The sequence below is a fragment of the candidate division TA06 bacterium genome (assembly GCA_016208585.1).
Lineage (GTDB): Bacteria > Edwardsbacteria > AC1 > AC1 > EtOH8 > UBA5202.
The window spans coordinates 1-15,321 of record JACQXR010000144.1; the positions used below are offsets into that span (position 1 = coordinate 1).

Below are 15,321 nucleotides of genomic sequence, written 5' to 3' on the forward strand. Positions count from 1 at the left end.
AGATCAGGGTTATTCAGCGCAGGGCGTATGGTTTGAGAGACGAGGAATACTTACGGTTGAAGGTACTGACCTGCACGCTTCCTCCCCTGTAAGTAGCCCAAAATCACCTAAAATCACCCACACTCATTGGAGAAGACCCTATTTTTTTTAATTCTTCAATTAGCTTTGGGATATCACCCTTGACTACTGCCCGCAAAATATCCTCGTCCAGATCCAGGTAATCATGCACCACTTTGTTTCGCATGCCGATTATTTCCGCCCAAGGCACTTGCGGGTGCCTCTGCCGGAATTCCGGAGACACCCGGCGGGCGGCCTCGCCGATCACCTGCACCAAATGGGCCAAGGCGTATAGCAGAGCTTGATCGCAGGAAAAATCCAGGCCATCGTTTTCGGCTGACAACTCTTGAATCTTCTCGGCCATGTCCAGCATATGGCCGGCATATACCCGATCATCCTTTGGCATAGCAGATCTCGGCTGAAGAAAGCACCTGACCGCGAATGCGGCGATTAAGGAGCTTTGGAGTTACCAGATCAACTTTCCGGCCGCCAAGCAAAGACGACAGTTCCGTTTCGATGTCAATGAACTTGAAGCCCGGCACATGGCCGGGCTCGAACTCCACCAAAATGTCTACATCGCTGTTTGGCGTGAAATCGGGACCAAGCGCCGAACCAAACAGGGACAGTCGCGCCACATGATACTTGCGGCACAACTCTGCGATCTTATCTTTGGGTATGTTTATCTGGGTCATATAATTACCTCACGTTAAATGTTATCAAACCCGGCATTAAAAGTCAACAAAAAACCGCCGGTGGTCCGGCGGCTCTTGTTTTCTTCAGCGGTACGCATCCTTCCGGTCGTCGATGGTCAGCAGGTAGACGATCGTTTCCTGCCGGTCAATGTCGTAGAACGGAAAGCTCACCGGGAAGCCCGTTTTGGGGGCAATCCGGTGGAGCGCCTTGTTAGGCGCGTAGTTTTCTGTGCAAGCTCGATTAACGATAGAAGGACAGCATTCACAGCATCTTCATTCGGAAATGCTTGAGCAACTTCTGGTTTGAGAACAACCACATTCGATGATTCTAACATTCGCTTTGCGTATTTCCCGCGCACTAGCCCTTCAGGAAAATCTGTGCGTTTGTACTCGGCTCGTAATTCGTCCTTGTCGGGCGCTCTATCCTTCTTCATATAGTTCTCGCTCTCTTTTGCTCGTTACACGAGCGCTTATGATTCAAATTGTTTCTTCTTCATCGGTGTGGGCTACTACCAATAGTCGGCCTCTTTCCGAAACACCGAAGGTGACATAGCGTTCCTTTGTTATTGAATGATTCGGATCTATACCTGTTGCGGCCATGGGGTCACTTAGTTAGTGCTGTGGCGGCTTCCTCAAACGATACTCTGTGTTTTATGAGATTCGATTTTGCCTTTTTCGGGTCCCATTCGATTTTCATGCTTTTAATTATTAATAGGAGCGTCTATTAGCAGACATTCCTGTTTCTTTCAATCCAATATAAATAGCGTATTTCGCAGCTTGCCCCGATCTAGCGGGGTGTTTTGGTGAGAATAAAGTCTACTATTGGTTCGGCTTACTTAGACAGGATCAGTACAAGTCGCTCACCACAAAGCTTGCCCTGAATATGACCGATATTTAGGCCGGTGAATAGTATCCGCTCTGAGTAGTATATTATTCCTAATTTGAAAGTTAGTTTCAGTTCCCGGAACGGTTGAATAATACCAAAACCCGCCCCAAAAGTCAACAGCCAACCGCGGTGACCCGGCGGCCATTATCTCTGGCCTGACAAATGCGACCCGTATCCATCCGATCCATTTCAGCCCAGCAGCTTCTTTATGAACTGGTCCCCGTGCATCATGCCCAGGCTTCCACTTTTTACCGACTCCTCGTCGTAAACTTCGACCCCATCGGCCGGGAGCCGGGGATCGCGAATGGCCACCGGCACCGGGTCCTTGACGTGGTTGCCCATCTCCACCGACGTGGCATGATCGGGCAGGACGGCCACCACCGCTTTGATCTTCTCCTCCTCCAGCCGGCGCATGATCCTGGCCACCAAGCACTGGTCCAGGTATTCGATGGTCTTGATCTTCAGCTCCAGGTCCTTGGAGTGTCCGGCCTCGTCGGTGGCCTCCACGTGGCAGTAGACGAAGTCGTGGTCCTTCAGGGCCTCGACCGCGGCGTCGGCCTTGCCCTCGTAGTTGGTATCCCACAGTCCGGTGGCGCCCTTGACCGGTATCACATCCAGTCCGGCATAGACGCCGGTGCCGTTGATCAGGTCCACCGCCGAGATCACCGCGCCGGAGAGGCCGTAGAGTTCGCTAAAAGTTTTCATCCTCGGCTTGCGCCCCGGAGACCAGGGCCAGATGTAGTTGGCCTGATCGCGGCCCTCTTCTTCCCTTTTCTGGTTCACCGGGTGATTGGCCAGGATGTCGTGGGAGCGCAGAATCAGATCGTTCAACAGCCCGGCCGTAGCCGTGGCCTCTGGAGTATGCGGCTTGATCAGCAATTCATTTACCGGCTTTCCCACGTTGTCGTGCGGAGGAAAACACTCGAAATCCGGCGAGCCCTGCGACAGCACCAGCAGGTGGCGGTAGGAAATGCCGGGATAAAAGCGCGCGATGTCCGAGCCCAGCTTGGCTTGGACATGGTCGATGAGCTTCCGGGCCTCCTCGCTGGATATATGCCCGGCCGAGTGATTCTTGATTCTGCCGTCCTCAACACAAATCAGGTTGCAGCGCATGGCCACATCCGACGGCTTGATGGCGATGCCCAGGCTGGCGGCCTCCAGCACCCCGCGGCCCTGGTAGCACTCCCTGGGGTCGTATCCCAGAACCGTCAGGTTGGCCACCTCACTGCCGGGAGGCATCTCCGGCTCCACCGTCACCAGCCGGCCGCAGTGCCCTTCCCGGGCGATCCGGTCGATGGCCGGCTTGTTGGCCGCCATCAGGGGGGTTCTGCCGTTCAGCTTGGCCACCGGACGGTCGGACATGCCGTCGCCGATTATTACAAGATATTTCATGCGAATTTCTCGAGCAATATCTTTTTGAACTGGCCGTAGTCCTTTTCCATCGGCCGGCACTGCTCCGGCTTCTTCTCCACTTCGGCCAGGCTGGGCGGCAGGGCCGGGTCGAGCCCTATGAGACGGGTGATCTCCTCCGGAAACTTGGCCGGATGGGCGGTCTCGATGGAGACGGCCAATTCCGGCTTTTCGCCGCTCTCTAAATACCCCATCAGGCCGGCCCAGGCCACGGCACCGTGGGGCTCCAGCACGGTTTTGTATTTTTTATACGCCTCCTTGATGGTATTCCGGGTCTCTTCGTCCGAGATGCTGACCGCGAATATGTCCCGGCGCATTCTCTTCAGGTCCGGTTTTTTCGAGATGGCGCCCTGCTCGTCCATGATCCCGCCGTAGAGGTCGACCATCCGAGCCAGGTTGGAGGGGTGGCCGACGTTCATGGCGTTGGAGATGCAAGTCAACGACGGCTCTATTTTATCATAGCGCCCGGTCTCCAGAAATTTTGGAAACTCGTCGTTGGCGTTGGTGGCGATGACGAACTTTTTGACCGGCAGCCCCATCCTCCAGGCCAGCAGGCCGCCCATCATATCGCCGAAATTGCCCGAGGGCACCGAGAACACTACGGGCTGGCCCTCCTGCGCCAACCGGGCGTAGGCGTAAACGTAGTAGACTGACTGCGGCAGCAGCCGGCCGATGTTGATGGAGTTGGCCGACGAGAACCGGATCTTTTTCAAATCGGGGTCGGCGAAGGCCTGCTTGACCATGGCCTGGCAGTCGTCGAACTTGCCGTCGACACTGAGCACGGTAACGTTGCCGCCCAAAGTCGTCATCTGCTTGCGCTGGCGGTCGCTGACCTCGAGGCGCGGGAATAGCACCACCATCTGGATGCGGTCAATGTTGTGGAAGGCGTGGGCCACCGCGCTGCCGGTATCGCCCGAGGTGGCGGTCAGGATCACCAGGTCGCTTTTGTCCTGTTCCAGAAAATACCGCATCCACCGGGCCATCATCCGGGCTGCGAAGTCCTTGAACGAGGCCGTGGGCCCGCGGTCCAGCCGCATCACGTGGTTGTTGCCAAAGACCTTTTCCAGGGGCACATCGTAATCGTAGCATTCACGGCAGATGGCCCTTAGCTTGTCGTCCGGGATAGAGTCCTTGGTATAGCGGCTGAGCACAGCATGGGCAATCTCGTGATATGGCCTGTTCCTGAAAGCCAGAATCTCGTCGCGCGGTATCGACGGGATGGCCTCGGGCAGGTATAATCCTTTGTCCGGCGCCTGCCCGGTCAGCAGGGCGCCCTTGAGTGGCACCGCCGGGGCCTTACGATTGGTGCTGTAGTAAAGCACTTGATTCATTGCAACGGGTTGTCGAAGTGGTTCAGAATATTAGACATAATCGGAAATGACAATATGGTTTGGGTCTGTTAGGCCTTACCGGGCAACCATCAGGTAGCCAGAGGATAAACTATGCGCAGGTGAATTATATATTGACAAATCAGCCCGGCAAGGTTTATCAGTGGATAAAATCACTAATCAGAGCATGTATTAGTGGCCCGAATCAAAGGCCGTAAACGGCCTAAGACAGGGGAACAGTATTGGCTCTTAACCCAGCCCTTCCTCCTACGTCAAGACTTCCACCTTCGCTTACGCGGAGCCTGCCCCGTTGACGTGAACGGGGGCGGACCACCGCCTATAGCCACCGCCGTTGGGCGGGGCAAACGGGGCAAGCAGGTTGGCGGATAAATAAGGGCTGGGTTAAGGATGCCCAGCGAAGGTCGTCGCGTCCATTCAGGGCCTTACCCGTGGTGAGCTTGCCTGCACGCCTGCCTATGCCGAAGCGGCTACGCGAAAGCTTTGGCACTCGAGGAAGCCATATATTAAAGCGGAAGCGGAAGCGGCTACGCGCCTGTGCGCTGAAGCCCCGCCCTGGCGGGGCGCAAGCGCGCAGGCAGGCCGTAGTGCCGGCGTTTCCTCCTACGCCAAGGCTCCGGCGGACACGTCGGCCCGCAAGCTTGTCAAACCAGGTTCACTATTAGTTCGGCTTACTTCGACAGGCTCAGTACAAGTTGCTCACCACAGAGCTTGCCCTGAATATGACCGATATTTAGGCCGGTGAAGGGTATCCGCTCCCATTAGTAATATCAGCAGTTAGGTTGAACGGATTGGGGCCGTCGATTCTGAGATTGGATTTCCCCCATTGCCGTTCCGCCTTTTATTGATTGTTATTTGGTCTTCAGCGCTTCCCTGATCAGCTGTTCCATGGCCGCATTTTCACCCAACTTGGTCTTGGCCCTGTCCACTGCGGCCCTGGCCTCGACGAAATTCAGCCCAAGTGACATCAAGGCTTCCACTGCCGGATCGCTGGCCCCTGTTCCCTGACCTTTGATCGTCGGCAATCCCTCCACCACCGCCTCGGCGATCTTGCCTTTCAATTCTATCAGTAACCGCTCCGCCGTCTTCTTGCCGATGCCCGAGATCGCGGTCAGCCTGGTCATGTCCTGGTTGGCCACCGCCTGTTCCAGGTTTTCCGGAGACATGTGGGAAAGCACGGTCAGCGCCAGCTTGGGCCCGATGCCGGAAACGCCGATCAGTATTTTGAAGACCTTACGCTCCTTGTCGGTTGCGAAACCGAACAGTTGCAGTGCGTCCTCCTTGACGTGCAGGTAGGTCAGCAGTTTGGCCTGGTTGCCCGTTTCCGGCAGTTTTTCAAATGTGTTCAGGGAAATGCTGATCTGGTAACCGACCCCGTTGGCTTCCAGCACAGCCTCGGCCGGTTTTTTTTGGATCAAGGTCCCTTTGATGTGATGATACATGGATTGTCCTGCATTTTATTCTTTTAACCGGGCGATTCATGAATCGCCCCTACGATTATTTACATTTCCACATTTTAAACATTTCCAACTTTTCAAACCTTTGAAACCCGTTGAACCTTCAGATTAAAAAGCCTTCGTTGCCAATGGCAGATCGCCACCGCCAGGGCGTCGGCCTCGTCCTCCTGGGGATTTATCTTCAAACCCATCAGGGCCCGGACCATGAAGCCCACCTGGCCCTTGCCAGCCCGGCCCTGCCCCACCACCGCCTTCTTGACCTCCAGCGGCGAGTATTCAAAAAGTTTGCAGCCGGCCTGTTCCACCGCCAAAAGGCAGACGCCCCGGGCATGGCCCATCACCAGGGCACTGCGAACGTTCTTGCCGTAAAAGGTGGCTTCCACCGCCGCTTCCTGAGGCTGGTAACGTTGTATGACCTGGCTCACTCCCTGATGGATGGCATGCAGACGGGCCGAAAGCAAAGCCCCCGGCCGTGCCTTCAGGCATCCGAGGGCTATTACTTTGGTTTGGCTACCGCCGCATTCTATCAGGCCGTATCCGGTTTTATGACTGCCGGGATCTATTCCTAAGATCACCATTTACAATTCACAATTTACAATTCACGATTTGGCTTGGTGCCTTGGTGCCTTTGTGGTTAAACATAGAGTTACTTGTCCAACTTGGCCATCACTTCGGCCGGGATGTCGAAATTGCTGTAGACCTTCTGGGTATCGTCAAATTCCTCCAGCGCGTCCATCAGCTTCAGCATGGTGGTGGCCTGGCTGAAATCAAGCCGGACGGTGTTCTGGGGGATCTTGGAGATCTCGGTCGCGAGCACCGGTATTTTTTTGTTGTCCAGCGCGTTCTTCACCGCTTCAAAGGCGGCCGGAGTGGTTAGAACATCGAACGACCCCTCTTCGGGCCTGACGTCATCGGCTCCGGCGTCCAAAGCCACCGACATCAAAGTATCCTCGTCGGTGACGGAGGAATCCACCGAGATCAGGCCCTTGGTCTCGAACATCCAGGACACGCAGCCCTGGGAGCCCATGTTGCCGCCATTCTTGGAGAACAGGTGGCGCAGCTCCGAAGCGGTGCGGTTTTTGTTGTCGGTGACCGTGTCCAGCATCACCGCCACCCCGTTGGGGCCGTAGCCCTCGTAGGTCACTTCTTCGTAGACCACGCTCTCCAGCTCGCCGGTGCCCTTTTTGACGGCCCGGTCGATGTTATCGGCTGGCATGTTGGCGCCCTTGGCGGCCAGGATAGCGGTGCGCAGGCGGGGATTGCCGTTGGGGTCGCCGCCGCCGTTGCGGGCGGCAATGGTTATTTCCTTGATCAGCCGAGTGAAAGCCTGCCCCAGGGCGGCGTCAATGCCGGCTTTTTTACGCTTGATGGTGGCCCATTTTGAGTGTCCGGACATATTATTTTAAACCTCCGTGTAATTTTTAAATATTTATTGCGACAACAAGCGACGTAATTGCTTGATAACTGATAATTTTACCGTAAAAGGCCGGTGTTGTCAAGCGATAAAGGGATGTTGATAAAGGAATGTGATAAAGGGATGGATACATTCCCCGAAATGGTAAACAACGATCAGTGCAGTTTCGGGCCGAAGGTGGTGCTGCTGTAATGCTTGCTCCATTCCTTTTTGATGCTGACGGTGACCATCAGATTGCCCTCGGCCAGGCCTTCGATCTGGGAAAGCACGGTTCCCACGCTGATCTTCCAGTCCGGGGCGTTGCGGAAGGGCCTGAGATCTATGTCCATGCCGTAATCCAACCGGGTGCTGGTGTAGGTGGAATCGTATGGAATTCCGCTGAGCCACATATAATATGGCGGAGTATATAATATCAACATCCAAGGCATGGTCGTCGTCACCGTCGTGCTGCTCCAGGCAAAGCGCCCGAACGGCACCAGTGCAATATAGTAACCCAGCGGTATATCGGCCACCAGGCCCAGGGGCAGGCTTCCTTCCATAGTATTGACCGAAAATTTATATCCGCTGTTCGCAAAATTATCCATCGAGAATTGGGTGCCGTTGAAGTCAAACCCGGCAAACAGGGCCACGGTGGGCCTTTTGGCGATGATCTCCCCGGCGATGTCCCGCTTCTCGCCCTTGACCAGGTCTATTACCATCGTGGCGCCCAGGGCCATGGCCGAAGCGGGATTATCCTTGTCGGCGTTGGTCAGGGGATCTTTAAACGGGACGTTCAGCCCCAGATACATAAAGTGTGACAGCAGACCAAAGCCATCGGCAAAGCCTCGGGACATCTCCATGTTAAAACCCTTGCCGGTGGGCGATTCGTCCATTTCCGAATCCTCCGGCAGGCCCAGTTTCATATAGATGCCGGTGAAAGTGAACTGTTTGGTCCCCTTGAAAAAATCCAGGCAGGAGATGGGCGGCGGGGCGGGTTTTAGTTTTGGCCCACTGATATCCTGCTGGGCAAAAAGCGGAGAGGCGAAAGCTATGCCCAATATCAGGACGAGGCAAGACAAGAATTGTTTCATTTCAGTTCTCCCTGTTTTAATTGTTTGGAATCCACCGTCCCGGCGATTATTTTTACGATCTGGTTGACGGCCTTGCGGGTGGCCATGCCGATGGTGGTCTCGTCGAACCCGGCAGTGCCGAATTCAAAGGTCAGAGCCACGCCCTGAGTGGTGGTGCTGCTGGCGCCGATGCCGGTGGCCCCGCCAGTGATCTCGGCCGTCTCCGAATCCACCATCCGGGCGTCCACCACCACCCTGGTGGTGATGGTCTTTTTGCCGCCCACTCCCACAAAGGCCGAGGTCTTGCGGATTCCGAACTCGCTGACCTCGCCGATGATCACGGCCTTGGCTCCCAGCATTTTGCCTACCTTGGCCGCGGTCTGGGCGGTGATCGCCCCGGTCAAGCCCAGTTTCTGCTCGGCGAATACCTTCTTCAGCACTTCCTCGTTGCGCTCCACCACGGTAAAGCGGCCGGAATTGACCAGGGCGGTGATCAGCATGTTGGATATCCCCCGCCCGATCCGAGGATCCTCAAACTCGGTTTTGTTATTCAGGTCCAGCACGGCTATGATCTGCTTCTTGCCGGCATAGGGCGGCAGGTCCAGGGTCAGGTCCTTTGACTCGTCCTGGGGCGGCAAGGTTGACATCTGGGGAGCGCAGCCAAATAGGGCCAGGGCCAAGCCGAGTATGATAAACAGGATCAGTTTATTGTTTGCCATGAAATGGTCTCCTAAATGACGATTGCTTGTCTATGACAGTAAATATGCATCGATTTCTCTGCGTCTCCGTGGCTGTCACGGCATCACTCTCCGAACTTTTTCTCCCTTACCGTCTGTCCGCCCTTGCTGTCCTCCACCACGTACCCCAGAGCCAGGATCTGATTCCTGATGGCATCCGAGCCGGCCCAGTTCTTGGCAGCCCGGGCCTCCTGGCGTTTCCGCAAAAGTTCCTCCACCTCCTTGGGAATGCCAAAGCCTTCTTTTGTCTCCAGCAGGTTCAGTCCCAGCACCCGGTCAAAATCGCCGATCAGCGCCAGTTTCTGGGCGGGTTTGAGGTCAGGTGATTTCACCGTGTCCCATAACACCGCCAGGGCCTGGGGCATGTTTAAATCATCGTTGATGGCTGACAAAAACTTGTTCTTCCACTCCGTAAGGTCCTTGCCTTCTAAAGTTCCGATCTTCTCACCTTCGGAAGTTCCCAGTTTCAGTACCTCCGCCCTCAGATTCTCCAGCGCCCGCTGGGCCGCGGTCAGCGACTCCCAGGTGAAATTAAGCTGGGAACGGTAATGCCCGGTAAAACAAAAATACCGGTAGGCCAGGGGATGGTAGCCCTTCTCTTTCAGCTCTATCATCCGGTAAAAGTTATTTAAGGATTTGGACATCTTGCCCACATCAACCAAAAGATGCTCGGCGTGCATCCAGCAGCGCACCCAGGGTTTGCCGGTGGCCGCCTCGGTCTGGGCGATCTCATTCTCGTGATGGGGAAAGATCAGGTCCACCGCCCCGACGTGGATGTCGAAGGTCTCGCCCAGGTATTTTGTGCTCATGGCCGAGCACTCGATGTGCCAGCCGGGACGGCCTTTTCCGAAGGGCGACTCCCAGAAAACATCCCCGTCCTTCTGGTCCCAGGCCTTCCATAAAGCGAAGTCGGAAAGGTTCTCCTTCTCGTACTCGTCGCTGGCTACCCGGGCCCCGGCCTTAAGCCCGGAAAGGCTGATGCCCGAAAGCTTTCCGTAGCCCTGGAACTTGGCGATGTTGAAATAAGTGGCTCCGTCCCCGCTCTGGTAGGCGTAGCCCTTGTCGGACAGCCGCTGTACCAGGTCTATCATTTCGGGGATGTGTCCGGTGGCCTTGCACATGATGTCCGGCTGCTGGATATTCAACGCGGCGCAGTCGTCCAGAAAGATCTTGGTATATTTTTCGGTGAAGTCCTTCAGGCTCATCCCCTCCTTCTGGGAAGCGCGGATGGTCTTGTCGTCCACGTCGGTGATGTTCATCACGTGGTTGACTGCCAAACCGTTGTACAGAAATATCCGCCGCAGGGTGTCCTCAAACACGTAGGTCCGCAGGTTGCCGATGTGGGCGTAGTTGTAGACGGTGGGCCCGCAGGCGTAGATGCCGGCCTGGTTTTGTTCTAAGGGGATGAATTCCTCTTTTTTCCGGGTCATGGTGTTGTAAAGATGAATGGGCATCAGGTCTCCGTGATTTGTTTATCGGTTGGGTGAGAATATGGTTAAACGGATTTCTGAGATTTAAATTTTGGATTTGTTTAGTATTTTGCCGCAACAGAGGCACCCCGTTTAACACGCTGTGGCGGTGGCTACAGCGGTGGCGATATTCGATATTCGAATTTGCCAAAGTTCCATGGGTATTTTAAAGCTTTCGGCAGATTTTGTCAATACCAAAAAAATCGGAAAACCAGGACGGATAAATCGGAAATGCCTTCCGATTTCATACCTTCCGATTTCAATTGACAATGCCCTGTAAATATGATAATTTTTATGGTTAATGTCCATTGACTTCTCTCGCCACAGAGACACTGAGGCACAGAGGCACTTATTCTCTTCTGTAAGACTGGAAACGTCATTACGCGGCATGTCCCGAGCAGCCCTACATGCTTTGCATACGAAGGGAACGTCCGGATATACGACATGAGCCTGCACTGAGTTTTGCACCTTGAATTGCTATCGAAGTGAAGTAATCCGACTATAAGCAGGCTTTGGCAAAAGCCTTGATGATTTATAGCCACGCCAACGGCGAGGCTCCGCATTCTGCGGGGCCATGGGCGATATCGTTTACGGTATCGCGGGGTGATAGCGGCGGGGAGCAAGTTCTGCCCGGAGTGCGGGGAAAAACTTAGTTAGGCTACCACGCCACAAAGCATGCACTGAGCGGTGCCGAAGTGACAAAGGCAAAGGGTTTCAAATCGCGGACCATACTGGTAACGGTCATTGCGAGGTGACATCCATGCCGGGCAAGCGAAGTAATCCGACTTATAAGCGGGCTTTGGCAAAAGCCTTGATGATTTATAGCCACGCCAACGGCGAGGCTCCGCATTCTGCGGGGCCATGGGCGATATCGTTTACGGTATCGCTAATATGCGGAGAGTAACTTTAAACAATTTCACACAAAAGCTTACACAATAGAAAAGAAAAGTGACCCGAAAATAAAAAAATATTTTTTATTCATATTACTTGTTTTAAGCACTTCACAATATTTATTAGCACAATCGGCTAACCAGCCAAAGCCAGCAAAATACACCACTTTAAATGGCAAATTAAACTTTACATTATTTGTTCGTTTGTAGGCATCTCATTTACAGCGCTTTTCATAACAGTATTGGTTAATGTGGTCCTTAGTCAGAAATAAATTGCTAATAGACCCTATACCTTTATCGCCAGCACCGCACCACAATCAATCAACGACCCAAAGAGCATAGGCAAACACTCAAATATCTCCACAATAATACATTGTATTAGGTATATCATGCGACATATTCCATATTTCAAGGGAGTTATTCCATATAGCGGGGTGATTATTTAACATAGCGAGCGAGATATTTCATATAGTGAGTGAATTATCTTATAAAGTAAGGGAGTTTATTCATATATCGTGGGCAAAAAATAATATAGCGAGGGAATTATTCCACATAGCAAGGTAGATATTTCATTTATCATGGGAAAATTCTCATTTATTCATTGATAAATGACGCTTTTTATGCAATAATTTACGATTATCAATGAACAATTAACTGTTATCAGGGGTCATGTTACCATGCTATCCTTCAATTTTGCCAAGATCTTCGCCGCCCGGGGCATAGTCAAACCCGTCCCCTACCTTATAGAGCAGGGCCTTTCCCCCAACTACGCCACCAAGATCGCCCACTCCCGCTTCGTCCGGCTGGACCTGCCCCACCTGGAACGGCTCTGCATCATCCTCAACTGCACCCCCAACGATCTGCTGGAATGGACCCCCAGCGCCAAAAACAAGGCCAACCCCGATCATCCATTATATTCCCTCAAACGCGAAGAGGAAAAGATGATCAAGCTGGCCCAGGTCATCAACTCCCTGCCGATAGAAAGCCTGGACGAGGTTCAGCAGGCGGTGGAGAGCATCAAAGAAAAGACCAAGGCTTCCCGCTAAATACGCGAAAGTACGCGAAATTTATTTCTCTGGTTTACAATATGGGATAGGCTGAACCTCTTACGTTCCGCCGTTGGGCGGGGCTTCGGCAGTTAAAACCCTGTCACTAATATTCATCGAGTCTAATGTAGTCTGCTAAAGCAGCCTGGGCATAGGCTTTGATAAAAGCCTTGATGACATACGGCGATACTATCAAGATATTCCCCGAAAAACCACAAACAAACAACAATAATTGAGTTTAAGACTCGCCTTCTTCTCCCCTCGCCTGATTTATCAGGAGAGGGGTCGGGCCTGCACTGAGCAGGGCCGAAGTGGGTGAGGTCCCCCCTATGCACAAGTACCTCTCCATGGCCAGCCTCCTGGCCATCTCGCTATTGGCTCTGAACCTCGGCACCGTCAGCAGCCCGTACCAGTCGCCCTATTTCTCGGTGAATAAGGCCGAATACTTCCGTTACGAAATGGTGTTCCTGAACTATAAGCCGGATTATTCACAGAACATAAATCCCGATTCTTCCGCCGTCAGCGTAAAATTCTTTTTTGCCGACACCGCGATCACCAGCCCCGGCGACTGCCGGGAGATAACCCTGCGCTACGATCAGAACCAAAGATCCTGGCGGGGAACCTGGCCCCTGCCCTGGAACCCGCCTCTGGGCGGCTACAAGGCCGTATTATCTGTTTCCACCAAACAATCCAAGGTTGACTCTACTACTTTACTACAGACCTACGCTAATACTGAAAAAAACTCTGACTCCACTACTCTACTACCGTCCTACGTTACTACTCTACTACTTTCCGACTCTACTACTTTCCTCGTAAAGTCCCGCACCCCCAAATCAATCCCGGCCGGGTTCTGCGTGATGACTATCGAGAGCTCCCGCGACGTCTCCCGCACCGCCCTGCGCTCGCCCTATAACGCCACCAGGAAATGGCAAAACTTCGGGGACTGGGCCAAGTTCCTGGGGGCCGACGCCGTCTGGTTCTCGCTGGGCTGGACAATTGAAGGCCATCCCGGAATAAACGACCAGAACCCCTGGGTTAAGGATAATTTCAAGGCCCTGCCCCGCCTGGCCGAAGAGGCTCATAAGCAGGGACTGCAGTTCGGCGGCTATGTCGGCAGCTATCTTTTGTGGGGCCCGCCCTTGAAGAAACTGAAATACGAGTATTCAATTGAGACCAGCCAGGACGCGGTATTCCGCAACCATCATGTGAACCTGGACGACGCCAAGCGCCGGGACGACATCGTCAAGGCGCTGAAGATACTGGAGCAGGAGCCCAATGTGGATTTCATCGGGCTGGATTACATCCGCCCCGGTGCCGGCGGCTACGAGACGGTGAACCAGTTCGTGGAACTGATGAACATCCAGACCCCTAAGGGCTGGAATAAGTGGCCGCCGAACCAGAGAATCCTGTGGGTAGCCAGGCAGGTCCGGCTCAGGGACTTGAACCCGGTGCACGCCCGCTGGCAATGGTGGCAGGCCCATCGCACGGCCCTGGCCGTGGTCAAACTGATGGAGGGATCCGGGGTCACCAAGCCGGTCTGGGGCTTTACCCTGGGCTGGGACAAGGGCCACGAGCACGGCCAGGATCCCTGCATGATGAACGACGCCGGGTTGGACATCGACGCGGTAATGATGTACGAATCCACCGCCAAGTACTGCTGGCAAATGACCAGCGACTGGTCCAATTACCTGAAGGGCGACGAGGCCCAGCTTTTAGTGGGCCAGGAAGTGGACTGGCCGCTGCTGCAGAACAGCGTCAACCCGCCGGCCCCGGAGGAAATGTACTGGCGCTGGACCGACGCCATCAAGGGCTACACCGACGGCGGGCGGATCAAGGGCATGTTCTGGCACGACATGTTCCGGGACCTGCGGGGCCGCAAAGGGCCTTACAGCAGCCGGGAATGGCTGATAGCCGGGGCGGCCGGGTTCTCCAAGTTAAGGCAGGAGCTGGGCCTACATCCGTTGACCGCCCGGCTGATGACATCAGACAATTCCCTTTCGCTAAGCCTTAAACTTTTAAGCCCGGTCAATAATTTAAACATCGAAGCCCTGACCCCCAACAGCCCCTTAAGGCAGAAGAATTTTGACCTGGCCTCCTCCCTGCCCGACACCGTGATCAGGCTGGGAAACATTCCCAAGTCGGGCCTGGCGGCTTACCGTCTCACCTGGGGCAGTTCTGACCGCCGGAACCAGATTGTGGTGTTCTCCTATTTCCCCCAGACCTATCTAAACCAGCCCTTTCGGCAATGGCAGGCCTTCCGTTCCGGCGGCGATATCCTGTTCGCCCACCAATCTGAAAGCAAGAGTTATAAACTGGCCCTGAAAGCCGGACAGTTGGCCCGGGCCAAAGGATTGGCGGTCAACCATACCAGCATCGACAGCCTTTTCCCCAATCTGGCCTACAAATATTCCCGGATCATCATTACTTTGACCGACAGCCTGACCGGAAGCCAACAACAGGCCCTGCAAAAATGGTTCGCCACCACCGGCAATGTCCAGAATACCAGCCTGATAAACTCCGGGCTTTCCAAAACCCTCCCCTCCCCGGCCGGACTGACGGAATGGGAAACCGGTTCGCTGGCCTCCTTGGGTTTCGCCCGGTTCCTGCAGGCCACTCCCTCCACTCCCATCAAACCGGGGCTGAAAAGTTTTATCCGGCTGGCCATCCAACAATAATTTTTATTTTTATTTATTTTCTTTTTCCTATTGACAATTCCCAAAAAAATGATATAATGCCAACAGTAACGCATTACGCAGGCCTGCCCACGGCCCCGCTTGCCCCAGCTTGCCCCGCAAAGCGGTGGCAAAGCGAAGCCCTCGCCTTTAGGCAGGCCTGCAAACCGTTCCCTGAACCAAGGGAGGTTTTATG

At 54.2% G+C, this 15,321-nt stretch carries 12 protein-coding genes and 1 pseudogene; 2 read left to right on the forward strand and 11 right to left on the reverse strand.

Annotation, left to right across the window (positions count from 1 at the left end):
• Window positions 1-103 precede the first annotated feature (103 nt).
• The 11 genes and pseudogenes from HY768_10595 to HY768_10645 all read right to left on the reverse strand — a co-directional run bounded on the left by HY768_10595 (window position 104) and on the right by HY768_10645 (window position 10,502).
• Window positions 104-463: a DUF86 domain-containing protein gene (locus tag HY768_10595; protein ID MBI4727646.1), complete on the reverse strand. Its 360-nt coding sequence runs from the start codon at window positions 461-463 to the stop codon at window positions 104-106.
• Window positions 450-749, reverse strand: a complete 300-nt coding sequence (locus HY768_10600; protein ID MBI4727647.1) for a nucleotidyltransferase family protein — start codon at window positions 747-749, stop codon at window positions 450-452. Before HY768_10600 ends, HY768_10595 begins: the two co-directional genes overlap by 14 nt.
• Before the next feature lie 477 nt (window positions 750-1,226).
• Window positions 1,227-1,446: pseudogene (locus tag HY768_10605) on the reverse strand (BrnT family toxin).
• Window positions 1,447-1,824: 378 nt separating this feature from the next.
• Window positions 1,825-3,027: a cofactor-independent phosphoglycerate mutase gene (locus tag HY768_10610; protein MBI4727648.1), complete on the reverse strand. Its 1,203-nt coding sequence runs from the start codon at window positions 3,025-3,027 to the stop codon at window positions 1,825-1,827.
• Window positions 3,024-4,376 carry a threonine synthase gene (gene thrC, locus HY768_10615; protein MBI4727649.1) on the reverse strand — a complete coding sequence of 451 codons (1,353 nt, stop codon included), beginning with the start codon at window positions 4,374-4,376 and terminating at the stop codon, window positions 3,024-3,026. The genes HY768_10610 and thrC overlap by 4 nt, the downstream gene beginning before the upstream one ends.
• Before the next feature lie 866 nt (window positions 4,377-5,242).
• The gene (ruvA, locus tag HY768_10620; GenBank protein MBI4727650.1) at window positions 5,243-5,833 is read right to left on the reverse strand and encodes a Holliday junction branch migration protein RuvA; all 591 of its coding nucleotides are present in this window, start codon (window positions 5,831-5,833) and stop codon (window positions 5,243-5,245) included.
• 92 nt (window positions 5,834-5,925) lie between these two features.
• Window positions 5,926-6,426: a crossover junction endodeoxyribonuclease RuvC gene (gene ruvC, locus HY768_10625; protein MBI4727651.1), complete on the reverse strand. Its 501-nt coding sequence runs from the start codon at window positions 6,424-6,426 to the stop codon at window positions 5,926-5,928.
• A 68-nt stretch (window positions 6,427-6,494) separates the two neighbouring features.
• On the reverse strand, window positions 6,495-7,244 hold the full coding sequence (locus HY768_10630; protein ID MBI4727652.1) for a YebC/PmpR family DNA-binding transcriptional regulator: 750 nt from the start codon (window positions 7,242-7,244) through the stop codon (window positions 6,495-6,497).
• A gap of 173 nt (window positions 7,245-7,417) precedes the next feature.
• Window positions 7,418-8,332 (reverse strand): hypothetical protein, encoded by a 915-nt coding sequence (locus tag HY768_10635; protein ID MBI4727653.1) that lies wholly within the window; start codon window positions 8,330-8,332, stop codon window positions 7,418-7,420.
• Entirely contained in the window at window positions 8,329-9,030 is a 702-nt protein-coding gene (locus HY768_10640; protein ID MBI4727654.1) for a hypothetical protein, read from the reverse strand. Before HY768_10640 ends, HY768_10635 begins: the two co-directional genes overlap by 4 nt.
• Window positions 9,031-9,113: 83 nt before the next feature.
• On the reverse strand, window positions 9,114-10,502 hold the full coding sequence (locus tag HY768_10645; GenBank protein ID MBI4727655.1) for a cysteine--tRNA ligase: 1,389 nt from the start codon (window positions 10,500-10,502) through the stop codon (window positions 9,114-9,116).
• A 1,582-nt stretch (window positions 10,503-12,084) separates the two neighbouring features.
• On the opposite strand from HY768_10645, the gene HY768_10650 reads away from it, so the two are divergent.
• Both HY768_10650 and HY768_10655 read left to right on the forward strand, forming a co-directional pair.
• A complete protein-coding gene (locus HY768_10650) occupies window positions 12,085-12,453 on the forward strand; it encodes a helix-turn-helix transcriptional regulator (protein MBI4727656.1) in 369 nt (122 codons plus the stop codon).
• A gap of 329 nt (window positions 12,454-12,782) precedes the next feature.
• On the forward strand, window positions 12,783-15,128 hold the full coding sequence (locus HY768_10655; protein ID MBI4727657.1) for a hypothetical protein: 2,346 nt from the start codon (window positions 12,783-12,785) through the stop codon (window positions 15,126-15,128).
• The last annotated feature ends 193 nt before the right edge of the window (window positions 15,129-15,321 follow it).

Coding starts and splice junctions, on each gene's coding strand:
- HY768_10595 (MBI4727646.1), bottom strand. CDS start 463: ATGCCAAAGGATGATCGGGTATATGCCGGCCATATGCTGGACATGGCC.
- HY768_10600 (MBI4727647.1), bottom strand. CDS start 749: ATGACCCAGATAAACATACCCAAAGATAAGATCGCAGAGTTGTGCCGC.
- HY768_10610 (MBI4727648.1), bottom strand. CDS start 3,027: ATGAAATATCTTGTAATAATCGGCGACGGCATGTCCGACCGTCCGGTG.
- thrC (MBI4727649.1), bottom strand. CDS start 4,376: ATGAATCAAGTGCTTTACTACAGCACCAATCGTAAGGCCCCGGCGGTG.
- ruvA (MBI4727650.1), bottom strand. CDS start 5,833: ATGTATCATCACATCAAAGGGACCTTGATCCAAAAAAAACCGGCCGAG.
- ruvC (MBI4727651.1), bottom strand. CDS start 6,426: ATGGTGATCTTAGGAATAGATCCCGGCAGTCATAAAACCGGATACGGC.
- HY768_10630 (MBI4727652.1), bottom strand. CDS start 7,244: ATGTCCGGACACTCAAAATGGGCCACCATCAAGCGTAAAAAAGCCGGC.
- HY768_10635 (MBI4727653.1), bottom strand. CDS start 8,332: ATGAAACAATTCTTGTCTTGCCTCGTCCTGATATTGGGCATAGCTTTC.
- HY768_10640 (MBI4727654.1), bottom strand. CDS start 9,030: ATGGCAAACAATAAACTGATCCTGTTTATCATACTCGGCTTGGCCCTG.
- HY768_10645 (MBI4727655.1), bottom strand. CDS start 10,502: ATGCCCATTCATCTTTACAACACCATGACCCGGAAAAAAGAGGAATTC.
- HY768_10650 (MBI4727656.1), top strand. CDS start 12,085: ATGCTATCCTTCAATTTTGCCAAGATCTTCGCCGCCCGGGGCATAGTC.
- HY768_10655 (MBI4727657.1), top strand. CDS start 12,783: ATGCACAAGTACCTCTCCATGGCCAGCCTCCTGGCCATCTCGCTATTG.